General features: G+C 45.5%; 22 protein-coding genes, 1 pseudogene and 1 riboswitch. Of the genes and pseudogenes, 5 read left to right on the top strand and 18 right to left on the bottom strand.

Annotated features, from left to right (window positions below; translation table 11 throughout):
- Window positions 1–42 precede the first annotated feature (42 nt).
- From CEF13_RS05050 to CEF13_RS05035, 4 genes and pseudogenes are all read right to left on the bottom strand, one after another.
- Window positions 43–1,449 (bottom strand): ABC transporter substrate-binding protein, encoded by a 1,407-nt coding sequence (locus CEF13_RS05050; protein WP_102709711.1) that lies wholly within the window; start codon window positions 1,447–1,449, stop codon window positions 43–45.
- A gap of 631 nt (window positions 1,450–2,080) precedes the next feature.
- Window positions 2,081–4,270, bottom strand: a pseudogene (locus CEF13_RS05045) (heavy metal translocating P-type ATPase); the annotation flags it as partial.
- Window positions 4,271–4,387: 117 nt separating this feature from the next.
- Complete coding sequence (locus CEF13_RS29650) at window positions 4,388–4,588, bottom strand: copper ion binding protein (RefSeq protein ID WP_102709709.1); 201 nt, start codon at window positions 4,586–4,588, stop codon at window positions 4,388–4,390.
- A gap of 18 nt (window positions 4,589–4,606) precedes the next feature.
- Complete coding sequence (locus CEF13_RS05035; protein WP_102709708.1) at window positions 4,607–4,960, bottom strand: metal-sensitive transcriptional regulator; 354 nt, start codon at window positions 4,958–4,960, stop codon at window positions 4,607–4,609.
- Window positions 4,961–5,163: 203 nt separating this feature from the next.
- On the opposite strand from CEF13_RS05035, the gene CEF13_RS05030 reads away from it, so the two are divergent.
- Both CEF13_RS05030 and CEF13_RS05025 read left to right on the top strand, forming a co-directional pair.
- Window positions 5,164–5,901, top strand: coding sequence for a glycerophosphodiester phosphodiesterase (locus tag CEF13_RS05030; protein ID WP_102709707.1), 738 nt, complete (start codon window positions 5,164–5,166; stop codon window positions 5,899–5,901).
- A 3-nt stretch (window positions 5,902–5,904) separates the two neighbouring features.
- Window positions 5,905–7,116, top strand: coding sequence for an SLC45 family MFS transporter (locus CEF13_RS05025; RefSeq protein ID WP_102709706.1), 1,212 nt, complete (start codon window positions 5,905–5,907; stop codon window positions 7,114–7,116).
- Window positions 7,117–7,181: 65 nt separating this feature from the next.
- Here CEF13_RS05025 and CEF13_RS05020 read toward each other — a convergent pair whose 3' ends face one another.
- The 5 genes from CEF13_RS05020 to CEF13_RS05000 form a co-directional block, all read right to left on the bottom strand.
- The gene (locus CEF13_RS05020; RefSeq protein ID WP_102709705.1) at window positions 7,182–8,048 is read right to left on the bottom strand and encodes a YitT family protein; all 867 of its coding nucleotides are present in this window, start codon (window positions 8,046–8,048) and stop codon (window positions 7,182–7,184) included.
- Window positions 8,049–8,217: 169 nt separating this feature from the next.
- Window positions 8,218–8,496, bottom strand: coding sequence for a hypothetical protein (locus CEF13_RS05015; protein WP_102709704.1), 279 nt, complete (start codon window positions 8,494–8,496; stop codon window positions 8,218–8,220).
- Window positions 8,497–8,570: 74 nt separating this feature from the next.
- Complete coding sequence (locus CEF13_RS05010; protein ID WP_102709703.1) at window positions 8,571–10,310, bottom strand: ABC transporter ATP-binding protein; 1,740 nt, start codon at window positions 10,308–10,310, stop codon at window positions 8,571–8,573.
- Between the two features lie 3 nt (window positions 10,311–10,313).
- The gene (locus CEF13_RS05005) at window positions 10,314–12,038 is read right to left on the bottom strand and encodes an ABC transporter ATP-binding protein (RefSeq protein WP_243864850.1); all 1,725 of its coding nucleotides are present in this window, start codon (window positions 12,036–12,038) and stop codon (window positions 10,314–10,316) included.
- A 141-nt stretch (window positions 12,039–12,179) separates the two neighbouring features.
- Window positions 12,180–13,298, bottom strand: a complete 1,119-nt coding sequence (locus CEF13_RS05000; protein ID WP_102709702.1) for a copper amine oxidase N-terminal domain-containing protein — start codon at window positions 13,296–13,298, stop codon at window positions 12,180–12,182.
- A 62-nt stretch (window positions 13,299–13,360) separates the two neighbouring features.
- Window positions 13,361–13,439, top strand: a riboswitch (ZMP/ZTP riboswitch).
- Between the two features lie 65 nt (window positions 13,440–13,504).
- On the opposite strand from CEF13_RS05000, the gene CEF13_RS04995 reads away from it, so the two are divergent.
- From CEF13_RS04995 to CEF13_RS04985, 3 genes are all read left to right on the top strand, one after another.
- A complete protein-coding gene (locus tag CEF13_RS04995; protein ID WP_146022769.1) occupies window positions 13,505–14,350 on the top strand; it encodes a bifunctional 5,10-methylenetetrahydrofolate dehydrogenase/5,10-methenyltetrahydrofolate cyclohydrolase in 846 nt (281 codons plus the stop codon).
- A 177-nt stretch (window positions 14,351–14,527) separates the two neighbouring features.
- Entirely contained in the window at window positions 14,528–14,806 is a 279-nt protein-coding gene (locus CEF13_RS04990) for a hypothetical protein (RefSeq protein WP_102709701.1), read from the top strand.
- Between the two features lie 75 nt (window positions 14,807–14,881).
- On the top strand, window positions 14,882–15,835 hold the full coding sequence (locus CEF13_RS04985; RefSeq protein WP_102709700.1) for a TRM11 family SAM-dependent methyltransferase: 954 nt from the start codon (window positions 14,882–14,884) through the stop codon (window positions 15,833–15,835).
- Window positions 15,836–15,837: 2 nt separating this feature from the next.
- On the opposite strand, the gene CEF13_RS04980 is transcribed toward CEF13_RS04985, so the two are convergent.
- The 9 genes from CEF13_RS04980 to CEF13_RS04940 form a co-directional block, all read right to left on the bottom strand.
- Window positions 15,838–16,644, bottom strand: a complete 807-nt coding sequence (locus CEF13_RS04980; RefSeq protein WP_102709699.1) for an alpha/beta hydrolase — start codon at window positions 16,642–16,644, stop codon at window positions 15,838–15,840.
- Between the two features lie 95 nt (window positions 16,645–16,739).
- Window positions 16,740–17,201 carry a divergent PAP2 family protein gene (locus tag CEF13_RS04975; protein ID WP_244917045.1) on the bottom strand — a complete coding sequence of 154 codons (462 nt, stop codon included), beginning with the start codon at window positions 17,199–17,201 and terminating at the stop codon, window positions 16,740–16,742.
- A 129-nt stretch (window positions 17,202–17,330) separates the two neighbouring features.
- Window positions 17,331–18,167, bottom strand: coding sequence for an MBL fold metallo-hydrolase (locus tag CEF13_RS04970; RefSeq protein ID WP_244917144.1), 837 nt, complete (start codon window positions 18,165–18,167; stop codon window positions 17,331–17,333).
- 12 nt (window positions 18,168–18,179) lie between these two features.
- Window positions 18,180–18,941, bottom strand: a complete 762-nt coding sequence (locus tag CEF13_RS04965; protein WP_102709696.1) for an ABC transporter permease — start codon at window positions 18,939–18,941, stop codon at window positions 18,180–18,182.
- Window positions 18,929–19,687, bottom strand: coding sequence for an ABC transporter ATP-binding protein (locus CEF13_RS04960; protein ID WP_244917044.1), 759 nt, complete (start codon window positions 19,685–19,687; stop codon window positions 18,929–18,931). The genes CEF13_RS04965 and CEF13_RS04960 overlap by 13 nt, the downstream gene beginning before the upstream one ends.
- A gap of 162 nt (window positions 19,688–19,849) precedes the next feature.
- A complete protein-coding gene (locus CEF13_RS04955) occupies window positions 19,850–20,839 on the bottom strand; it encodes a siderophore ABC transporter substrate-binding protein (protein WP_102709695.1) in 990 nt (329 codons plus the stop codon).
- 69 nt (window positions 20,840–20,908) lie between these two features.
- Window positions 20,909–21,667: an iron ABC transporter ATP-binding protein gene (locus CEF13_RS04950; RefSeq protein WP_102709694.1), complete on the bottom strand. Its 759-nt coding sequence runs from the start codon at window positions 21,665–21,667 to the stop codon at window positions 20,909–20,911.
- Window positions 21,664–22,605: an iron chelate uptake ABC transporter family permease subunit gene (locus tag CEF13_RS04945; protein WP_102709693.1), complete on the bottom strand. Its 942-nt coding sequence runs from the start codon at window positions 22,603–22,605 to the stop codon at window positions 21,664–21,666. The genes CEF13_RS04950 and CEF13_RS04945 overlap by 4 nt, the downstream gene beginning before the upstream one ends.
- On the bottom strand, window positions 22,595–23,548 hold the full coding sequence (locus tag CEF13_RS04940; RefSeq protein ID WP_102709692.1) for an ABC transporter permease: 954 nt from the start codon (window positions 23,546–23,548) through the stop codon (window positions 22,595–22,597). Before CEF13_RS04940 ends, CEF13_RS04945 begins: the two co-directional genes overlap by 11 nt.
- Between the last annotated feature and the right edge of the window lie 125 nt (window positions 23,549–23,673).

Here is a 23,673-nt window from a genome sequence, read left to right as displayed (position 1 = left end):
AAGGATGATTCGGACAACAAAGACAATAGTTCACCGACAGAGCTATTGCTGAAGCTCTTTAATCAATTTATCCTTTTCAGCCTTCAGCTTGTTCTCAATATTTTCTTGCGTTTGTTGAATAGCTGTTTTCGAATCGATGTTTTTATCGAGCGCCGCGAGCACGCCTTCAACCCATAGCGGCCAAGCCATGCCGTCAAGACGAGTGTAGCGTCTAACTGGAAGCAAGCCTGCAAGCTCATCGTAGAACTTGTAATCCTCTTGATCGCCGAGGTATGGATTGGTATGAGCAAGATACCAGCCTTGGCTAGTTATGTTTTTGTAATCCGGTTGTACGGATTGTTCAATCCAAAGCTTCCAAGCCGCTTCGGTCGTCGTAATGAATTCAACGAATGCCCAAGCTGCATCTTTGTTGCTGCTTTGTGCTGGTATAACGAATGTTGATCCACCCATGCCGACGTTAAGACCAAATGGCATAGTTGTTGCTCTCCATTTACCTTTTTGATCCGGGAAGTTTGCTTCCAGATCACGTGCGCCGTAAGTTCCTGCTACATACATTGGAGACTCGCCTTTTTTCACGCGCTGCTTGCCTTTATCGCTGTAGATGCTGTCATGCGGAGCAATCTTCAACTGATTGACTTGTTTCGAAATATCCAAAAACTTCACGAACTCATCTGTGTTGCGAACCCAATTCATTTCGCTGTCATAGTAACCATACGAATCGCCAAGCCAGTGAACGGGTGAATCACGCCATTCCATCGAATACTTGCCGTTTGCTTTCAACGTTTGTGCTAGCGTGAAGAAGTTTTCTGGCTCTTGAATGTATTCGCCTAGCTCAGCGGGATCGGAAGGCAAACCAAGCTCTTCAAAAATATCTGCGCGATAGTAAGTTACAGCTGGTGTAACATCCCAAGGCATACCGAGCAATTTAGTGCCGTCAATGGAAGACCAACGGTTCCAGTTATACTCAGATACTAGGCTTTGGTATTTGCCAGCGTCATACTGCGGCTGAAGCAAATCCTCTAGCACATTGCCTGTGCTGTAGCGAGGGAATTGGCCTTGCTCAACAAGGGCTACGTCCGGTGCGCCTTTACCGGCAGCAAGCGTTGTTTGCAGCTTATCGTGCAAATCGCCGAATGGCACGAAGATCGTTTTCAGCTTAATGTTGGGATACACTTCATTAAAAGCTTTTTGAAGAGCAGCATCCTTCTCCTTGTTATCAAGGAATGTCCAGAACGTTACCTCGCCGGAAATAGATGGATCGATCGTTGATTTCGCTGTTTCATCGGCTGGTTCTGTGGCTTCAGCTACAGGTTCAGTTGTAGCCTTGTTTCCGTCTGTATTGGCAGGTGCGTTAGTCGCTCCTTTGTTTGTTCCGCCTCCGCTTGAGCATGCAGAAACAAGCATAATTAAAGCCAACATGAAAATGAAAGTGCTTGCAAGCTTTTTCATTAAAAGTTCCTCCCTTGAATTTTGGATAAAGCGTTTACATTTGTTGTCTTAAACGATATAGTCAAAGGTATCTATAACGAGCAAGGCTGCTTCTACATACGTTTAATACATTTGTTAATTGCTAGCCAAATTTTATTCGTGCAGCAATTTTTTCTTTTTTGTAGCGCGTGTTGTAATGACTCCCTTTGATCCATAAATCAAATCAGCATTTCCGACTAACAACGCTCCTTTATACTAGGAACCGACACGTTTCACTAGACTTATAAGCAGCATATTTGTCTAATAGCTATGTATGCTTATATTTTAATGAAAGTGTTAATCGTAAATTCAAAAATAAATTGTTACCGGATAATGCCCGCGCCATTACTAGACTAATCTTGCACCTCCTCGGGAAGTAACCATTATATTAATTGATTAACAACTTTATTACATGATTAGTGTAACACGAAATTTTACGTTTTCAAGTCCCAATATTCATTTCTTCGCATTTTTTCTGAATAGCTATTTTCTGAACTTCGGCACGATCTATCTATTGATTCCTGTAACAAAGTTATTTTCTTCATTCCGTTCCTCACAACTACAAAAAAAATCACCCTGTATACAGAGTGATTAGCATTTTTATAAATTAGTTTTACGCCTTCATTCTTTGGAGCCTAAGCGCATTCAGCACAACTGAGACGGAGCTGAAAGCCATTGCCGCACCTGCAAGCCACGGTGCAAGGAATCCTGCAGCTGCGATAGGAATTCCGATTACATTATATGCAAGCGCCCAGAATAGGTTTTGTTTAATGTTCGCCATAGTTACTCGGCTCATCGAAATCGCAAAGGAGATACTGTTCAAATCTCCGCGCATTAACGTAATATCCGCTGCTTCCATCGCAACGTCGGTGCCTCCGCCGATAGCCATTCCAATATTAGCCGCTGCGAGTGCCGGCGCATCATTCATGCCATCGCCAACCATGGCTACCTTCCGCCCTGCCGCTTGGAGCTCCTGAATAGCTTTCGCTTTCTGCTCTGGAAGAACCTCCGCCAGTACGCGTTCAATGCCCACCTGCCTTGCAATCGCCATCGCAGTCCGTTCATTGTCGCCCGTCAGCATGATCACGTCCAGACCCATTTCCTTCAGCTTGGCAACAGCAGCGGCAGACGATTCTTTCACTGTATCCGCTACAGCAACCATTCCACCATATTGTCTATTAACAGCTATAAGCATAACCGTTTTCCCTTCCGATTCCAGCTCCTGCTGCTTGCTCCTGGCAGATTCAATGCTCACGCCATGCTTTTCCATCAGCTTGCGTGTTCCAATGAGCAATTGCCGCCCCTCAATTGTCGCTTCAATCCCATATCCCGGTATAGCTTCAAACTGCTGCGCCGCAGGCAGGTCGATTGACCTTGCCATAATGCCGGTAACGAGCGCATCCGCAACGGGATGCTCTGAATTGCGTTCAGCAGCGCCCACCCAGCTTAACAGTTCTTTCTCCTTGTACCCCTCGGCAACAATGACATTGGTCAGTTCAGGCTTTCCTTTCGTTACCGTTCCTGTTTTATCCAGTACAACTGTATCGACCTGGTGAGCACTCTCCAAATGTTCCCCGCCCTTGAATAGTACGCCAAGCTCAGCGGCACGGCCTGAGCCGGCCATAATCGAGGTTGGAGTGGCAAGGCCAAGCGCACAAGGACAGGCAATGACAAGCACTGCAATTGCCTTCTCCAAAGCATGGCCCAGATTGCTAGACTCAATGAACAGATACCAGATGATAAACGTAATTGCAGCAATAGCCGTTACAATCGGCACAAATATACCGGAGATGCGATCCGCTATCCGTTGGATCGGTGCTTTCGAGCCTTGCGCTTCCTCCACAACCTTAATAATTTGAGCAAGCGTTGTTTCCCTTCCTATTCGGTCTGCTTGCATGCGAAGAACGCCATTCTTATTTATTGTAGCTCCAATCAGCGTATCTCCCTTGCGTTTGTCTACCGGCATACTCTCACCTGTGAGCATAGATTCATCAACCGTTGATGCGCCATCCAATACGATACCATCAACTGGAATTTTCTCACCTGGCTTAACCAGAACCTTATCGCCTACTAGAACATCATCTATCGCGACACGCTGCTCCTCTCCGTTCCGAACAACAACAGCCGTTTGCGCACGCAGCCCCATTAATGTCTTAATGGCTTCCGATGACCTGCCTTTCGCTAAAGCTTCGAGCAGCTTGCCTAATACGATCAGTGTAATCAAGACCGCACTCGTCTCATAATAAAGCTCCACCTCGTTCGCCCCATGTCCAGATGCGCCTAATGAAGCAAGAGTGACATATAGGCTGTAGAAGAAGGCGGCAGACGTTCCAAGCGCTACCAGCACGTCCATATTCGCACTGCCGCTTCGAAGTGCCTTATAAGCGCCAACATAGAACGGCCATCCGATGATGAATTGAACCGGAGCCGCAAGCACTAGTTGGAACCAGGCATTCATAAACAAAGCGGGTACAGGAATGAAGCTTGTAAAAGAGAAGTGTCCTGCCATCGCCCAAAGCAAAGGCAAAGAGAGCACGATAGCAGCGGTAAGACGCAGCTGTTGTTTCTTAATCTCCATCCGCTTGTATTCACTTTGACTAATACCTTCGTCGCCTTTGTTATTAATAATGCCGTAACCCAGATCTATAATTTTTTGCTCCAGCTTCTCAGCGTTTATTACATTCGAATCATAACTGACGGATGCGCGTTCAAGCGCCAAATTGACATTAGCCTCCACGCCATCCATCCGATTGAGCCCTTTCTCAATTCGATTTGCACAGGCCGCGCATGTCATGCCCGTTATTCCAATTGTCGTCTGCGATTTCGCCATTCTTGCTCACCTTTCTCCCGCATACCCGTAGGGGGTATATATTTCTGTAAAAAAGAGAGGCTTCAATTAGCCTCTTCTTCAATCATTATTTTAAACTACATCATAGCCTTGATCCTCAATTGCCGCTTTAACGGCATCAATCGTCACCTTTTTCTCATCATATTCAACCGATACCTTCTTGTTTGCCAAATCAACCTTGCCGCTCGCGCCAGCATTGCCAACTGCTTTCTCCACCGCGCTTACACAATGTCCGCACGTCATTCCTTCTACCTTCAACACTGCATTTGCCATAATCAAAACCTCCTCTAATTATTTCATTAATTTTTTGACAGTTGTAAGAAGCTCATCGATAACTTCCGTTTCACCTGCTTGAATTCGTTCGACGATACAGCTCTTCATATGGCCCTCAAGGAGCAGCTTGCCGACGCCGTTGAGAGCGGATTGAACTGCAGCAATTTGATTAAGCACCTCATCGCAATAGGTATCCTTCTCAATCATTGCTTTCACGCCACGGATTTGCCCTTCTATCCGATTGAGCCGCTTCGTCAAGTTATCCTTTATTTCCTGTGAATGATGGCTCTTGCGCGGTGCATTGGCATCACAGCAGTCAGCAGAAGGATGCGTATGTGTATGATTCCCATCTTTTATTGTATTATCATCCATCCAGCATACCTCCATGGGGTATATATTTCTAATACCAGAATAGCATACCCCCACCAGGTATGCAAGAATCATTTTATTCTTTTTGTGAATCCACAGAAACGCTATTCACATGGAATACTTTATGCTACGATCCTCTTAGTTAACTATACTTCTTCTAATTCTGATCAATTAAAAAAATGAAAAAACCGAAAGGATGAATCAACATGAAAGCACTTATCAATTTCGCCCATCGCGGCGCAAGCGCCTACTGTCCCGAGAATACGATGGCTGCCTTCTCGAAAGCGCTCCAGCTTGGCGCAACAGGCATCGAAACGGACATTCAATTAACGAAGGATGGTCAGATCATCATTATCCACGATGAATCATTAGTACGTACCGCAGGATTAGACCAGCTCGTCAAAGACACCGACTATGCTCAGCTTCAGAAGCTTGATGCAGGCAGCTGGTTTGGTCCTGAATTTCTGAACGAGCGTATTCCAACACTGGAACAGCTGCTGGAGCTAATTAAGCCTACCGATGTCATCCTTAATATTGAACTCAAAAATGGTGTCATCCAGTATCCTGACATCGAACAAAAAACAATTGATCTGGTACGTGCTTATCAAATGACGGAGCGCGTTATCATCTCCAGCTTCAATCATTATTCACTCAAGCTTTGCAAGCAACTGGCCCCTGAAATCCGTACAGGCATCCTCTATATGGAAGGTATTTACCGTCCCTGGGATTATGCAGCAACGCTTGAAGCAGATGCGCTCCACGCCTTTAAATATGCCGTAACAGCTGAATGGACTGCAGAAGCTGCTGCTCATGGCATTGCCTATCATCCCTTTACCGTTAACGAGACTGCGGAAATGGAACGCCTCATTGATGCAGGCGTAGCTGGAATTATTACAGACTATCCTGATCGCTTAGCACATATTCTGACAAGGAGAGGAGCTTAAGCGTTGAAAAAAACATGGCTGCTTGGGTTTGGTTTTTTTAGCATTAGCATTACTTGGGCGCTGTACAACGCATTTGTTCCTTTTTTCCTTGAAAAGTTTTTTACAAGCACAGCGCTAATCGGCTTTATGATGACGATTGATAATTACTTTGCCCTGTTTTTGCAGCCATGGATCGGCAGCCGAAGTGATCGCACGAACAGCCGTTTTGGCAAAAGAATGCCGTATTTGCTTATAGGAATGCCGCTTGCCGCTGTATTCGGCGCATTGATACCTTGGCATACCGGTTTGTTGACACTCATTCTATTCATGGTGCTGATGAATCTATCCATGAGCTTATATCGGTCGCCGACTGTAGCGCTTATGCCGGATATTACGCCGGACAATAAACGAACTCAAGCTAACGGAATTATTAATTTTATGGGTGGTGTAGGCTCTATCATCGCCTTTGCAGGGGGTGCAGTGCTTTATGAGAAGCATCATTCGCTGCCGTTTCTGTCCGCATCTATCATAACGCTTATTTGTTTAGCTATTCTTTATTTCATCATAAATGAAAAGCGTAATACCACCTTAACACCAGTTCCACTCGTGAAAAAGGAGCCTATTTCGTTCAAAGGGGAGTGGAATCGGCCAACAATCTTTCTGCTAGGTGCGATCTTCTTTTGGTTTCTGGCCTATCAAGGCGTGGAGGCGCTCTTCACGCTATACGGAAAAAATCAGCTGCATCTAACGGAAGGCCAAGCCTCCTTCTCGCTTGCTTACTTCTCTCTGGCATTCGTGCTCGCTGCTATCCCTAGCGGATTATTAGGAAAGCGTTTTGGTAAAAAGCTCATTATCGCCATTGGCATCATCGGGCTGATCATCATTTATGGAGCTATAACGTTTGTCGATACACTAATGTCGCTTCGACTGCTGCTTGTTGCAGGGGGCATATTCTGGGCTATGATTAATATTAATTCTTATCCCTTCATTGTTGCGCTCGGCAAGGAGCAGAGCATAGGGACACGAACCGGCATTTACTACTTAATTTCATCTCTTGCTGCTATCGCTTCACCGCCGTTAATGGGCGGATTAATCGACCTTATGGGTTACTCTGTGCTGTTCTACGTCGCATCCGGCAGCATGGTAATTGCCTTTCTATTCTTGCTCGGCGTGCAGGACAAAGGCTTGTCAAGAACGCCTCCGTCTACCGCTGCTGATACATCCACCCTAGCATAGCTGCAGAACCAAAAAATCCGGTCCGCGTCGGTTAGACAACGGTCCGGATTCTTTTATAACTATCATTAATGGATGCTGCCTTTGCTGAACCCGCCGCCCATAACATCGGACACGTGCTCGATCGCAATAAATGCACTTCCATCAACAGATTGCACAATGGACTTTAGCTTGGCTACTTCAAGCCGGGATACAACACAATAGATCATTTGCGTATCTTCCTTCGAATAACCGCCTCGCGCTTTAATGAAGGTTGTTGTGCGGCCCAAGCGATCGATAATCGCCTGTGAAATCTCTTCATACTCACTCGAAATAATGGTTACCGATTTCGATTCATCAAGACCCTCGACTACAATGTCTATCAATTTAATGGCTATGTAATACGTAAACATGGAGTACATTGCAGAATCCCATCCATAAACAAAACCAGCAAAAATAAAAATGACAACGTTGAATATCATAATAATTTGTCCGACAGGCATGCGCAGCTTCTTCGAAATTAGAATAGAAACAATTTCCACACCGTCGAGCGAGCCGCCAAAGCGAATGGTAAGACCAACACCTGCACCTAGAATAAGTCCTCCGAACAGCACAGCCAGCAGCTTCTCTTCGGTAAATGCTTCAACATGATGCAGCATTTGAGTAGTTATCGACATGACTATAATGCCGTAGAGCGTTGATATGGCAAAGGTTTTCCCTATTTGCTTATAGCCCAGAATTAGAAATGGGACGTTCACGAGAAATAAATAAACGCCGAGCGGCAGTGGTGTTAGATAAGCCAACATAATGGAAATGCCAGCGATGCCGCCATCAATCACACTGTTAGGGACAAGAAATAGTTCCAATGCTACACCCATCAATATGGAGCCGATAGTAATGAAGATAAATCTTTTAAAAAGCTCCGTTTTGGATAAACCTTTATGCGCCTTTGCCAAAACTTTAACCTCCGTTTTATCTGTTTCTATCTTTTGACTTTAGCACAAAAACGGCCATTTTTCAAAATTTTTGATACGGAGTGTTAAACTATATCCCATACCTTTAACATACATATTCCATAAATGTATCATTTTATTCGAATTCAATCGCTTTGAAAGAAGAATGACTTTAGTCTACGTAGCCTGCAACGCCTTTATCCATTAAATAATCCATCTCTGCATCCAAGATCGATTCTACGACGAGCTCGTTTGACTTCACATCTGGGCGGCTTAGCACATAATCCACCAGCTCATCGCCATCAATTTCGACTTCGCCGTTCTTATCTTCCTTTGCGTTGTTAATGAAAGCATGCTCATGCTTTAATACTAGCTTAATCAGCTTCTCATCCGCGTCTGTTTCTTTCGCTATGTAGTTGATTAGCTCTTGCTCGTTAATTTGTTCACTCATTGTTCATGTCATCTCCTATTTGTTTGTTAATTCCATTGTACCACAATCATTTATTGTTTATGAAAAACGACTATTTATGCTTTTTGAAGAAATTGATTGCCGTGCAGCTCATAATATAGTCCTCTTTGCGCAAGCAGCTCCTCATGACTGCCTCTTTCCGCAATTTCACCATCTTTGATGAATAGAATCGTATCCGCATTCCGTATAGTGCTCAGGCGGTGGGCGATAACGAAGCTTGTTCTTCCTTGCAGTAAATGCTTCATCGCCTCTTGTATTTGCAGTTCTGCCAGCGTATCAACACTGCTCGTTGCCTCATCCAAAATAAGCAATGCGGGGTCAGACAATATCGCGCGTGCGATCGTAATCAGCTGCCGCTGTCCATGACTAATATTGCTCCCTTCAGCCGATAGCTCCGTCTCATAGCCTTGAGGCAGCTTCATTATGAAGCTGTGCGCATTCGCTTGAACCGCTGCTGCCTTCACCTCGGCATCGGCAGCATCCAGCTTGCCATATCGAATATTGTCCATTATCGAGCCTGAGAACAAGTGAGCATCCTGCAGTACGATGCCAAGCTGGCTGCGAAGGCTGTTTTTATCGAGATAACGAATATCCTCATCATCGATAAATATGTGCCCCGCATTGATTTCAAAGAAACGTCCGATCAAGTTAATAATCGTTGTCTTGCCTGCGCCTGTTGGTCCTACTAATGCGATCGTTTCCCCTGGCTTAGCCGTAAAGCTGATGTCTCTTAGAGCGGCTGTACCTTCGTTGTAAGAAAACATTACATTTCGAAATTCCACTTTACCAACAACCGCTTCTATTGGCTTCAGTCTTTTCGCTTCCTCATACTCCGAAGGAATATCCATTATCTCGAATACCCGCTCTGCTCCTGCAACGCCCGATTGAATCATATTATATTGATTCGCTACTTCATTTAATGGACCGCTGAACTGCTGGGAATAGCCGAGGAAGCTGATTATTACACCAACAGTAGCCAAATCATGCACAGCCAGCCATCCCCCGACGCCAGCAATGATCAAATAGCTGATATGGCGGAACATATTCATAAACGGACCCATCGTGCCTGAATATATTTGCGCTTTAATGCCGACCTTCTTCAATTTCAGATTGGCATCGCTGAACCGCTTGGCCATCCGCTCCTCTTGATGGAATAAAGCTACGACCTTCTGGCCGGTCACCGTCTCCTCAATAAAGCTGTTCAAGCCGCCAAGCTCCTGCTGCTGACCCTTGAACTGGCGCTGTGTCATTCTCGCAATCCGCTTCGATACGAATACAATAACCGGAATAACCACAAGCGCAACAAGCGTGAGCCAGCCATTCAGAAGCAGCATCATTGTAAAGGAGCCGACTAGCATAATAATGCTTGAAATAATCTGGATTAAGCTCTGATTAAGAGAGTTGGTCACGTTATCGATGTCATTCGTCGTACGGCTCATGAGCTCGCCGTGATTTTTACTGGAGAAGTACGGAATAGGCAGCTTCTGAAAATGGACAAACAAATCCTTTCGCAAGCTCCAGACCGTTCTCTGCGACACTTCTGCGAGAAAAACAGCTTGCAGCCAGCCAACTAGGCTGCTCGCTGCGTATACGCCCAGCATGAGCAGGCATAAAGAAAATAAACCATCATAATTTTGCGCAATTATATAATCATCTAATGCTTTGCCGAGTAAATAAGGCCCTGCAAGCGTAAGGCCAGCGGCTGCAATGGTCAGCATAATCACACTGACGAGCTTGGCACGCTGTTGAAACAGGTAAGTGCTAAGCTTCTTTAATGTTGATAAGGTATGATTCATTCGCTAAGCTCCTTGCTGAGATAAGGCAATTTGCTGGTAGAGCTTGCTTTGTTCAAGCAGCTCCCGATGCGTGCCAATCGCTGTTATTCGACCGTCCTCAAGCACAATGATTCGATCTGCTTGCTCGACGGAAGCTATCCTCTGCCCGATAATAAGGCAGGTACTGCTCTTCATCAAGGTTTGCAAGGATTGACGAATGAGCATATCAGTGTTCAAATCAACTGCGCTCGTACAATCGTCGAGAATGACGATCTTCGGTTTAAGCAGCAGGGTGCGAGCAATTGATAAGCGCTGCTTCTGTCCGCCAGACAAATTGACGCCCCGCTGTCCAAGAACGGTATCATAGCCTTTATCCAGCTTCATAATAAACTCATGCGCCTGCGCCGCTTTGGCTGCCGCCTCAATCTCCTCCTGCCCTGCTTCGGGCTTGCCATAGCAAATATTGTCGCGGATCGTACCGCTGAACAGCAGCGCCTGCTGAAGCACCATTCCAACCTCGCGATGAAGCTCCCTAGGATCGATTTCACTAATAGGAATCGAGTCAATGCATATCCTTCCTGCAGTAGCTTCATAGAATCGCGGTATCATGCTGACCAGTGTCGATTTGCCTGCACCGTTCACCCCCACGATTCCAATCGTCTCACCCGGCTGGGCTGTGAAATGAATATCGCGCAGAACGGCATTTGCCAAATCTCCTTCATAGCTAAAGCTGACATGCTCGAAGGAAAGACGGCCCGCTCCAATCATCGCATTGCTTGTCGGCACTAGCTTGGCTGCAAGCTTATCCGCCGGCAAATCCAACACTTCATTAATACGGTCAGCAGATGCCTTCGCACGAGATATCTCCATCAGCTTGTTGCCGAGCCCTAATGTAGAGAATAGAAGCTGCGTTATGTAAGTTAGAAATGCCGCTAGACTGCCAACGCTAAGCGACCCTTCCTCGGAGAGCAATCCTCCATACCAGAGGGCGGCTACAATACTGAAATTCAAGATGATAGACATTAGCGGAGTATTAAGCGCTACAATTTTTGCCGCTTTCAAACTCGCATGCAGCAGGCTTGAGTTTGTTTCATTAAAGCGCGCCTCCTCGTAATCTGAGCGTACGAACGCTTTAACAACGCGAATGCCGGATAAATTCTCTTGCATCACGGTATTCACTCCATCAAGTCTTTGCTGCATCCTGGAGAAGAGGGGAATTGTAATTCTAGTCGTAAGGACAAGGAAGGCAATAAGCAAAGGAATCATAGCCAGCAAAATAACAGATAATCGCGGGCTAATGGTGAAAGCCATAATCAAGCATCCGATAATAATGAATGAATCGCGGGCAAACATGCGCAGCATCGATAACACAAGGTTTTGAATTTGCGTAATATCTCCCGTAAGCCGCGTCACAATCGAACCGGACCCGAATCGGTCAAGCGAGCGCAGCGACAGGGATTGAATTTTTTGAAACAGCTCCTGCCTCAGGTCTGCGCCAAAGCTCTGCGAAGTAATCGTAGAAAATACGGTACACCCAACACCGCAGATCAAGCCGATAATAGCAGCAAGCAGCATTTTTGGTGACGTGCTTGCGATATGGCCTAAATTTCCTTTCATAATTCCTTCATTCACTATGCTTGCCATAAATCTCGGCTGAAGCAGGTCCATGCATACCTCAAGCAGCATAAATAACGGAGCCAGCACAGCCGTCAGCCAATACTTCTTCACAAATCTAGTAAGCTTTAACAAGTCAGCACCTCAGTATCGGAAATGATAGTAGTACAATTATACCATTTCAACTCTATCAAAATAAACGCAAACAAAAACGAGCTATTCAGAAAATGGTCCTGAACAGCTCGTTTCTTCAACCTTTATCGCTATGCTGCGGCTTCATTTCGATAAGGCATACTCGTATATTTTATCGTCTTTTCCATGCATTGAGTTATTTCTAAAGTAAAGTATATTTTTATCCTCTTTTATAAATTCGAGCTGATCGCCCCTTTGTATATCGTCCCGCTCCGCATAATCTTGTTCGGCGGCGTTAAGCAGCTCCTTGTACAGTAATATCTTCTCGTTAGTAGCTGTATAGATGAGGGTCAACAAGGCTAATGGATTCGCTGGACGAATCAGCAAATAATGGTCTCCAATACCTTCAACAAAGTAATCTCCTTTTGCGCCTCCCAGCCCCTCTAAATCATAAGCATTAGCGATTTCTCCCGTTTTATCATCTATCACATAGGCCTTTTGGCCATCTGTCATTACAACATTATTTTTATACATACGAACATTATTTTGAGTGCGGTAATAATAATGAGCAGTAGTCTGCTTCTTAATTTGTTTGTTATATAAATAAAGGCTGTATTCTGTCCTATTAACCATTGGTTCCCCATAATCGTTGCTGACCGATACAAGGATATTTCCTTCCGGGGTAAGGTCTGCTGACAGATTGCCGCCTCCAGGCCTCTTAAGCTCCAAATTGGTTAGTTTACGATAGCTTTTGCTGCTGTCCGCATAATACAAATCGCCGGTTTGCCATTGCAATGAAATCAGCTCACCGCTGGATAGCTTCACATTCTGATAAAGACTGTCAATGTATACGGTCTGCGTTTTCTCATCCCAGCTTACATCTCCTTCAGCTATTTGGGATACAAAACGGAGCGGAACGAATACTCTGCCATTTATCATTTTGGCTGGTACGTCTAGTGTATGCTTCACACCATTCAAATAAGCTGTTTTGCTTCCTACCGTTAGTTCGATTTTATTTTTTGGGCCGCTAATTTTCACGACCTTTGTTTGATTATTCCATTCTGTTTTCTGGTATAGCGCATCGGATACGAATCGTACAGGGACAAGCACGCGTCCATTTTCCAATTGGGGGGATACCTCGAACGGAATAATTGATCCACCCAGATTAACCTTAATATTCGACTTTGCCGCAGCTGCAGCTGTGAATGGAACAAGCGCTCCAAGAAGCAGAAAACAAATGAAAATAAGCGAAAACCGTTTCATACTGCACTCTCCTTTGTTATTGTTTTTTTGCGAGCTGCCTGTTACTATAAGACTAACATTTAACTGCTGTGCGTGACTGGCGGAGCATGGGTAACCATGAGGAAGCGCGCAGATGATCAGCCGTACGCCTGGGCAAAGGTAAGGGGGACATTCCCCCTTGCCTTTTTATGTTTTTCGATAACCATTCGAAGGAGCTGGGTTATATGATGACGGAAAAATTGATTTTGGACGGTAATCGTGTTGCGAATGATATTAAAGAACAACTGCAAGGGAGAGTAGATGCACTCTCCCAAAAAGGGGTAATTCCTTGCCTTGCCACCATCTTAGTCGGTGACGATCCCGCCTCTGAGACCTATGTTAAAATGAAAGGCAACGCATGCCGAAAGCTTGGCATTGAATCGAGGCGCATCCATCTGGATAGCAGCATTTCGACCGAAGGCTTGATCGACGTTATTCAGAAGCTCAATGAGGACCCGCTTGTTCATGGTATCCTGCTGCAGCATCCTGTTCCTCATGGAATCGATGAGCGGGCTGCTTTCGAGGCAATAAGCATTCACAAGGATGTGGATGGAGTTACCGCGCTCGGCTTTGCACAGAATGCTTTCGACTATGCCTCCTTTCCATCTTGTACGCCTGCTGCTATTATGGCCATTCTCGATTACTATGAAATTCCGATCGAGGGTAAGCATGCAGTCGTCGTAGGACGCAGCCCGATTCTTGGAAAACCTGTATCCTTAATGCTTTTGAACCGAGATGCAACCGTCACTACATGTCATTCTAAGACGAAGAAGCTTCCTAAATTGTTACAGCTCGCAGATATTGTTGTGGCGGCGGTCGGCAAGCCAAAGCTTATTCAAGGAGATTGGATTCGCGAAGGGGCTGTCGTGCTGGATGCCGGCTACAATGCCGGAAACGTCGGAGATGTCGATTACGAATCATGTCTAGCCAAAGCTAGCGCAATTACTCCGGTGCCAGCAGGTGTTGGCCCCGTAACGATTGCCATGCTGCTGAAACATACGGTCGATGCAGCAGAGAAATCGATAGCGCGATAAGCAACCTCTTAAAAAAGGCGATTTAAGTTCATATACTGAACATAAATCGCCTTTTTTTTTTCGTTTAAAGCTGCCCCTGTACGTTCATCCATCGCAGCACCGCTAGCCAGCAACATTAAAAACAGTCTAACCGTCAGAAATAGAAATGACTTAACACGATAAGGGGAGACTCTAACATTGCAAGTAAAAAAGATGCGCTTTATCGCAATAGCAACCTCCATGGCAGCTCTTATTTTGTTTGCAATTGATGGATTTTGGATTCATACCGGTGAGCTCTTTGACGGACTAGGACTTCTGTCCAGCTTCATCCTGCCTCCAATAGGCATTGTATTTGCTATACTAGCAGTCAATAAAACAGGCTCCATGCGAGACATGGTCCTTATTCTGCTTAATGTTTTCGCGCTGCTGCTTTTCTTTATGTGGATGTTTTTTGGCACCCTATTTTTTGGGCCTTAGTATCTGACATACTTACTTCAGCCGTTTAAGGTATAATGGAGGCTTCTAATATATAAGTTGAAGGATGAGTAAACTCTGAAACATACGAAGCAATCACCGTTATTTATTTATACCTATGGCTATCGGGAAGAAGAAACCGCCTTATGCCTTTTAGAAATGCGTGCATTTTTTGGGAAAGATGCAGCTTCAGGCATCCTTATGAGCGATCAAGCTGTCGATCCAGACCGCAGTCCGTTTATGAAGGAGCGGCTTGAAGTCATGTATCAGGGTGACAGCTTAAGCGATATATGGGAGCAGGTTAAGGAGATTCAGCTGCACGAGGCGACCTTCAAGGTCATTTTCGTCAAAATGAATGACCTGGCTCCTGAGCATAAAATTGATTTCGAAGATGCGCGAAGCATTGAACGGGATATTGGGGAATATATCGATGCGGAAGCCGATGTTCGCCATCCCGATTTCGTTTATGGCATTATCACTTTGGGAGGGCGCTGGTACTTCGGCAATTATGTCAAAAGCAAAGCGATATGGCTGGGACATATGCAGAAGCCGCGGAGCTATTCCATCGCACTCAGCACACGCGTAGCGCGCGCAGCAGCGAATATTGCTGTTCCGATTCCAAACGGAATAAAAGCCATCGATCCGTGCTGCGGAATCGGAACCGTACTCGTTGAGGCTCTCTCCATGGGCATCGACATTGACGGGAGGGATATTAATCATTTCATCGTCCGAGGTGCCAGAGAGAACTTGAAGCATTTCGAGCTGCAGGGCGAGATCATATGCGGGGATATCGCTGATATTAACGATCAATATGATGCTGCCGTTCTCGATTTGCCCTATAATCACTTCTCGAGAACGACGCCTGAGGAACAGCTTTCCTTAATTCAGCATACTCGCCGCATCGCAAAAATTGCGGTTATTATTTCAGTAGATCCTGTAGATGATATGCTGGCAAACGTCGGCTTCACTATAACAGATCGCTGTACAACTCGAAAGGGCAGCTTCATTCGGCATATCATCTTGTGCTCTTAAGCTTATTTGAAGCCGTTATAAGCCAGCCATGATGCGCATACGTCCGTCCAGCCCTTCGTATGCTCTTCTTCCTCTGCCAATCCTAAGCCATGTCTGCCCTTTGTATAGACATGAAGATCGAATGGCACATGATGCTTGCTAAGCGCAGCTGCGAATAGGAAGCTGTTCTCGACAGGAACAGCTGAATCGTCCGATGTATGCCAGATGAATGCTGGCGGTGTGTCAGCCGTTACATTACGTTCATTGCTATGCTGCTCTATCGTTTGAAGCTCCAAGTCTTGGCCCAGCAAGTTATCCCTAGAGCCAATATGAGTGTAGGGCTCGGTCATTGTAATAACGGGATAGCATAGAACAAGCAAATCCGGCCTGCAGGATTGTGTTTCTACTGCTTCTTCTGCTAACGCATCACCAAGGTCATAGCTTGTTCCTGCATTCGCCGTCAAATGACCCCCCGCTGAAAAACCGAGTACGCCTACTTGATCAGGATTAATACGGAAGCGCATGGCTTCTTGCCTCACCGTTCGTATCGCTCTCTGCACATCAAGAAGTGCGCATGGATAAGAATAGGGAGCTACACGATACCGCAAAACAAAGGCAGAAATGCCGATACTGTTCAGCCACTGCGCGATTGGTTCTCCTTCATGATAAGCTCTTCCCCCATAACCGCCACCGGGGCAAATGATCATCGCCGGGCGGTTATTGCCTTCCACTAAATAGGGTGTTATCGCGGGCTGATCCTCCGCCGAGTCCCCAGCCGCATAAGGAGCACCATTCTCCCATAGTAAAAGCTCATTCCGTTCGCTCTTCATCCCTATGTTCCTCCTCTATTAATTAACAAAAAGATGCTAGCTTTCAACATAATATACAAAATCCCACTTAGCAAGGCGCCAGTGGGATTTTGTATTTATTTCGATGGGGAAAGCGCACCAAGAAAACCAACAATTGCTCCGAGCAAAGAGCCTGCTGCAACCTCACGAGGCTGATGGCCTAAGCTTTCCTTCAGCTTACTGCGCCGTCGTTTATGATAGAAGCCCGGATGCTCACCTGACAGCTTCTCCACATCCTCATCTAAATCATTAACCTGCATTGCAATTTCTCCTGCATGCCTGCGTATGTTCATTGCATCATACATAACGATAATACCCAGCATAGCCGATATGGCAAACTCTGGTGTGCGTAAGCCGTATTTCTTAGCCGTATATACAGAAAGCGCTGTTACTCCGCTAGCATGTGAGCTGGGCATGCCGCCGGAGCCTATCATTTTCCGGCAGTCCCACTCGCCAGTTTTTGCATAGTGCATAGGCAGCTTCAGCAGTTGAGCAGCTCCTACAGCTAATAATGCCGTTCCTAGTCCTCTATTTGGCACAGCAGCGCAACCTCCCGTTATTAATCTCCCCTCAGTTTGCCCTGTTGCCATTCAAATCATGTAGCAGATCCGACCAAAAATCCGCTGCTTGCAAGCGGCTTCGGCAGCAGCTGCAAACAGCGGATTCGATTATTTCATATATATAAATCGCTCGCCAGGTGCGAACATATGAAACTTCTTCGCTGGATAATGGCGGTATATATAGTCGACGAAATAGGACGGATTCTCATCATTATGCGGAAATAAGCCATAGTGCATCGGAATAAGCAGGTCAGCATTAATTTGCACCGCTATTTCTACCGCCTCGCGATAATTGCAGTTGCCGACGATTCCCTGCCCGCTTCGAACATAATCCCGTCCGTTAATAGGCAGCATCGCTATATCAATTTCTTTGCTTTGCAGCCATGTCACCAGCTCCGGAAATCCAACCGTATCTCCTGCATGATAGAGCTGTATCTCTCCGAAGGATACTGTGTAGCCAAGAAACTTATGCTCGCCCGCTGTATCCTGCTCGAATTGTTCGTGCTTGGCTGCGTAAGCTTCAAGCTTAATGCCGCCGCTTAGCTCCAGCGTTTCCCCATGAGAAATGCCAATAAGCTGCTCATCGCAGAAACCCCACTCTTTCATGAGAGACAAATGAGCTCTGGGGACGATAAAGCGTGTTTTGGATGATTGTCCAATCGTCTGCAAGGTCATCTTATCCATATGATCATCATGGTGATGCGAGCATATAACATAATCCACATCTTCACATTGTGATGGCTGAAGCGGAGATTCGAACGCCCGCATCCAAGGCGCCCCAGCCTTCTCATACACCCAGTTCGTCAAATATGGATCGAATAGAATCGTCATGCTCTTCCATTTGACAAGAAAGCCCTCCTGTCCCAAAGCCCATAGTGCCAAGGCTTGCTCCGGCAGCAAGGTTTCCTCCACCTGCTTCTTTAAGGCATCACCGCTTTTGTACACCTTCAAGTTCCCTCATCCCTTCTCTTCTATGAGTCGAATACGCAAATCCTTCGTAAACCAAAGTCGATAGCTGATAAGACTTAGAATAATGCTAGTAATCGCTGCGGAGCTTGTGAAAGCAAACACAATTAAAATTTGGTAACGAACGGCCTCGATGGGATTGGCCCCTGCCACAATCATCCCCGTCATCATACCTGGCAGCTGAACGAGACCAACCGTCTTCATGCCGTCAATCGTTGGAATCATGCTTGATTTGACTGACCTCTTCATAACCTCCTGAATGGCTTGTCTAGCTGTTGCACCTAGTGACAGCAGCGTCTCGATTTCCCCCCTGGATGCGCTAACTTCTCTTCGCATCTGGTTCAAGAACAAGCCTGACACTACCATCGCATTGCCAATCGTCATTCCGCTAATAGGGATAATATACTGCGGCGTTGCTTCAATAATCCGAAAGCCAAGCAATAGCCCCATCATCATAAGCTCCGTTGACGTAATTGCGATTGCGATCTTCCATACGATCCCTTTGAGCCCGGCTCCTCTTTTCCCTGCATTAAAAGAAGCGATCGTAATCATCAGAACTAGTATAAGTGCAATTAAAATCGGATTGCTTGTATTAAATATGAATTGCAGCACATAGCCGACTAGCAGAAGCTGAACGGCAGAACGGACCGTGCCTACGGCAATATCCCGCTCAAGCCCGAGCTTCTGCCATACAGAGACAAGCATCGTGATCATCACAAACAACAAAGTAAAGCTAAGCGCTAGAATGGACATGGGTCCTCCTTATATGACACAGACGGTGCTTGAACGTAATTTCGTGCTAGCTCCGTAGCCGGCTGTTCAAAAAATGCTTCGGTCGAGCAATTTTCCAGCAATGTCCCCTCACCCATGAACCATACCGTCTGGCTTATTTGCTTCGCTTGTTCGATATCATGTGTAACCCAAATCATCGTCGTTCCTTCTTGTTGATGCCATTCCTGCAGCACCTGCTCGACCATTTGTTTGCTGCTCCGATCGAGTGACGCCGTAATTTCATCAAGAAGAAGCACTTCGGGATGCAGAAGCAAAGCTCGGAGCAGGGATATGCGCTGCTTCTCTCCACCGGATAATTCCAAAGCGCTTTTGCTTAAGTCCAAATGATCGAGTCCCAGCCGCGGCAGTAAATGGTTAACAAGCTTGTCCTCATACGGTATGCGGTGAAGCAAGCTGACTGTCTTTAAATTGTGCTCAATGCTTCCCGTCAGCATAACAGACTGCTGTGCTACATAGCACACCTTCATTCTCCATAATCTTGGATCCATTTCGCGTTGTGATATATTATGTAAACCAATATCTCCTTCATCCGCATGCTCCAGAGAGGCTAGAATACGAAGCAGCGTGCTCTTCCCTTGACCAGAAACACCCAGCAGGGCAATTACAGTCGGATCCGCAATTTCAGCCGTTACATTAGCGAATAAGGCTTGATTCTCTTTTCCTTCATGTTTCTTTCTAAGCTGCTGCATATGGAACACTGGTTTCACGGATTCCCTCCATTCCGCTTTTTTAACATTATAGCATAGCATTATTGAGCTATTCCTTCTGAAATACAGCCGAAATTCGAAGCAAAAGGCTGACTGCCCGCCTCCGCAAAATATACGGAAGCAAACCGTCAGCCTTTTCAAATCTTGATATGCCTTAAGCTATTACTTTATAGCTGCGTCAATTTCTTTAACCATAGCCGCAACGGACATAAGACCGCCGCCGGAAAGGTACCAATATTCAGGCTCAAGATAAACGATATTGCCTTCTTTGAATGCTTTTGTATTCTTCACGAGAGCATTCTCAACAGAAGAATGTGCATCCCCTTCGCCTGCTACTACTGCATTGCGATCAACGACGAACAAATAATCCGCATCTTTCTCCGCAACGTATTCATAGGTTACCGGTTGGCCGTGCGTCGATACTTCAATGCCCTTATCTACTGCCTGTACGCCAAACACGTCATGAATGATGCCGAAGCGTGATGCTTCACCATATGCACTGATCGCGCCTTCGTTAGCCAAAATAATAAGGCCGTTTTTGCCGCTTGCCGTTGCTTTATCATTCAAGGTTTTGATGGAATCATTGATTGAAGCAAGCTCTGTTTCTACTTCAGCTTCCTTGCCAAAAATTTGACCAAGCGTTTTCACGTTGTTCGTGAATGACTCCATGTAGTTTTTCGTATCCACGCCCATATGAATGGTTGGTGCAATTTTGCTAAGCTCATCGTATGAATCTGCTTGGCGGCCAGAGATGATGATCAAGTCTGGTGCAATATCATTAATTTTCTCGAAATCCGGCTCTTTTAGAGCTCCTGCATTTACATATTTAGCATCTTTATATTTCTCAAGATATGTTGGAAGGCTCGCTTGTGATACAGCAGCTACTTCGACACCTAGTTTATCAAGTGTGTCCAATACGCCATAGTCGAATACGACAACTTTGCTTGGATTAACAGGTACAACCGTTTCACCTAGCTGATGCTTAACAGTTACCTCAGTCAGCGCCGGAGTTTCTGATCCTGCAGGCGCTTCTGTTTGTGGCGCATTTGTCGCGCCGCTTGCTGGTTTATTCCCGCCGTTATTGGCGCCGCATGCTGCGATCACCATAGCGAATATTACTAGAATGGCTACAACAGGTAAAGACTTCTTCATTCCAATCACCCCTAGATCATTTTTTTTGTAAATTCAAAGGTTTGAACAACTATAGGTAGACTTGCTTGATTAAGAGAAATAGATACCGATACGGTTTCCGTTAATGATTTCAATTGGAATGTCCATATCGTATATTTCCTTAAGAATGGCGCTGTCTATAATCGTCTCCGTAGAGCCTTCCTTGACGATTTTTCCATTCTTCAGCGCCACGATATAATCGGAGTAACAAGAAGCAAAATTAATATCGTGAATAACTAGTATGACCGTCTTGCCCAGCTCTTCGACTAGCCTGCGCAGCACCTTCATAATTTGAACGGAGTGCTTCATATCGAGATTATTAAGCGGCTCATCGAGCAAAATATATTCCGTATTCTGAGCGATAACCATTGCGATGAAAGCACGCTGGTTCTGGCCTCCGCTCAGCTCATCGAGATACTTGCCCTGCAGATCTACCAGATCCATATAAGCGATCGCTTCATCAACCTGCTCCCAATCTTCCTTCGTCAGCTTCCCTTGTGAGTAGGGGAATCGACCGAAGCTTACAAGCTCTCTAACCGTTAAGCGAAGATTAATATGATTCGACTGTTTTAGAATAGAAATCTTTTTGGCAAGATCCTTGCTCTTCCAATCACTCAATTCTTTGCCTTCTATGAGCACCTGACCGCTATCCTTCGTCAACAATCGGCTAATCATCGACAGGAGCGTGCTCTTGCCCGCACCGTTAGGACCGATAAACGAGGTGATCTTGCCTTTCTTGATTCCAACGGATACCTCTTCAATAACAGGCTTGCCTCCGTATGCTTTGGATACATTTCTGACCTCTATCATGCTTTCTTCTCCCTTAGCAGCAAATATAAGAAGTACGCTCCGCCGATGAAGTTAATAATGACGCTTACCGTTGTCTCGAATGCGAATACCCGCTCTACGATCAGCTGACCGCCGACTAAAGCAATAATACTGATCAATATGGCTCCCGGAATAAGGATGCTATGGCGATAGGTGCGCATGAATTGATAAGCAACATTCACGACGAGCAGTCCGAGGAACGTAATTGGCCCTACTAATGCGGTCGATACAGCGATTAGGATCGCGACGATCACCAGCATTCTTTTGACTATGTAATCGTAAGGAATGCCCAGATTGACCGCATGCTCCTTGCCGAGCGACATTACATCCAAATATTTGCCTAATCTCGTGCTATAAGCAGCTACCAGCGCGATGATAATAATGGAGATAACCAGCAAGTCCGTGTTGACATTATTGAAGCTGGCGAACATTCTTCCCTGTACGATAAGAAACTCATTCGGGTCTATTAAAACCTGCATGAATGTAGACATGCTTCCGAACAGCGTTCCAAGCACGAGTCCAATCAACAGCAGGAAATATAAATTTCTGCCTTCCCTTTTGAACAGCAGCTTATACAGTACCCCGACGAATGCAATCATCAGGCCAACGGTAATAAAAAAGTTCAACTGTTTATTTGTGCTCGGCAGACTCATAGAGCCGAAAACGTAAATAACAAATGTCTGAATGAGCATATACAACGAATCAAGCCCGATAACGCTTGGGGTCAAAATCCGATTGTTCGTGATGGTTTGAAAGATCAGCGTAGCGTACGCTATTGCGCCTCCGGTAATGGCGATCGCCAGCACCTTCTTCAATCTTCTTGGCAGCGCATAGTCCCAGTTAGGCCCGAGATGGATGAACAGAAACAGTACGATCAGTGCGACGGCCAGCAGCGCAAGAAAACTCAGTTTAACCTTCATAAGCCTTTCTCCTCATCAACAAGTAAAGAAAAATAACACTGCCAATGACACCGATTGTAAGACCGATCGGTATTTCATATGGGAATATAATGAGACGGCCGATAATATCGCACACCAGCACGAATATCGCTCCAACCACTGCCGTATGGGCTAAGTTTTTCTTCAAATTATCGCCCATATAAAGCGTCACTATATTCGGAATAATAAGGCCGAGGAAAGGCAGCGTTCCTACGGTCAAAATAACAACAACAGATACGAGCGCAACGATAACAAGGCCAATATTTACGACAAGCTTATGATTCATTCCTAAATTCGCAGAAAATTCTTGACCTAGCCCAGCAATCGTAAATTTATTCGCATAAAGGTACGCAAGGACGAGAAGCGGTATGCTGACATAAAGAAGCTCATAACGACCGCTCATGACGAGCGAGAAGCTGCCCTGCAGCCAAGAAGAGATATTCTGAATGAGATCATTCTTATAAGCAAAAAAGGTAGTTACAGAGCTGATTACATTACCAAACATCAGCCCTACTAGCGGAATAAAAATCGTGTCCTTGAACTTGATTCGATCAAGGATCTTCATAAATAGGAATGTGCCAGCTAGCGCAAAAGCGAAAGCGAGCAGCATCTTCTCAATCGTGCTTGCAGATGGGAATACCATTAAAGCGACAAGTATGCCGAGTCTAGCTGAGTCATCCGTTCCGCCAGTCGTAGGCGATACGAACTTGTTGCGGCTGAGCTGCTGCATAATGAGCCCTGTTATACTCATGCCGAAGCCTGCCAAAATAATGCTGATCAGCCTCGGAAAACGGCTAATCATAAGCACCTGCTGCTGCGCTTCGGTCAGACTAAACAGGTCAAGCGGCGATATGTCCTTTACTCCGATAAATAGGGAGGTAATAGATAGTACAATAAGCACAACCAAGAGATACCATAGCTTCATCCTAATTCCTCGAATCGTCATAAATATTATCAGAGATAATCATTCTCAATAATAGTTAAAAAAATACGCTGTTCATGGTTATTCGCTTGCGATTGATAACCATTATCAGCAACATTTATTATGTT

This window comes from Paenibacillus castaneae (assembly GCF_002884445.1).
Classification (GTDB): Bacteria; Bacillota; Bacilli; order Paenibacillales; family Paenibacillaceae; genus Pristimantibacillus; species Pristimantibacillus castaneae.
This window is presented reverse-complemented; position numbering and strand designations above follow the sequence as displayed.

Excerpts from the sequence above, each read along its gene's own strand:
- CEF13_RS05000 (WP_102709702.1), bottom strand. The coding sequence starts at position 13,298 with ATGAAACGGTTTTCGCTTATTTTCATTTGTTTTCTGCTTCTTGGAGCG.
- CEF13_RS04950 (WP_102709694.1), bottom strand. The coding sequence starts at position 21,667 with ATGATAGAGGTCAGAAATGTATCCAAAGCATACGGAGGCAAGCCTGTT.
- CEF13_RS05035 (WP_102709708.1), bottom strand. The coding sequence starts at position 4,960 with ATGGATGATAATACAATAAAAGATGGGAATCATACACATACGCATCCT.
- CEF13_RS05010 (WP_102709703.1), bottom strand. The coding sequence starts at position 10,310 with ATGAATCATACCTTATCAACATTAAAGAAGCTTAGCACTTACCTGTTT.
- CEF13_RS05015 (WP_102709704.1), bottom strand. The coding sequence starts at position 8,496 with ATGAGTGAACAAATTAACGAGCAAGAGCTAATCAACTACATAGCGAAA.
- CEF13_RS04980 (WP_102709699.1), bottom strand. The coding sequence starts at position 16,644 with ATGAAGAGCGAACGGAATGAGCTTTTACTATGGGAGAATGGTGCTCCT.
- CEF13_RS04955 (WP_102709695.1), bottom strand. The coding sequence starts at position 20,839 with ATGAAGAAGTCTTTACCTGTTGTAGCCATTCTAGTAATATTCGCTATG.
- CEF13_RS04965 (WP_102709696.1), bottom strand. The coding sequence starts at position 18,941 with ATGTCCATTCTAGCGCTTAGCTTTACTTTGTTGTTTGTGATGATCACG.
- CEF13_RS04945 (WP_102709693.1), bottom strand. The coding sequence starts at position 22,605 with ATGAAGGTTAAACTGAGTTTTCTTGCGCTGCTGGCCGTCGCACTGATC.
- CEF13_RS05050 (WP_102709711.1), bottom strand. The coding sequence starts at position 1,449 with ATGAAAAAGCTTGCAAGCACTTTCATTTTCATGTTGGCTTTAATTATG.
- CEF13_RS04940 (WP_102709692.1), bottom strand. The coding sequence starts at position 23,548 with ATGAAGCTATGGTATCTCTTGGTTGTGCTTATTGTACTATCTATTACC.
- CEF13_RS04995 (WP_146022769.1), top strand. The coding sequence starts at position 13,505 with ATGACGGAAAAATTGATTTTGGACGGTAATCGTGTTGCGAATGATATT.
- CEF13_RS05030 (WP_102709707.1), top strand. The coding sequence starts at position 5,164 with ATGAAAGCACTTATCAATTTCGCCCATCGCGGCGCAAGCGCCTACTGT.
- CEF13_RS29650 (WP_102709709.1), bottom strand. The coding sequence starts at position 4,588 with ATGGCAAATGCAGTGTTGAAGGTAGAAGGAATGACGTGCGGACATTGT.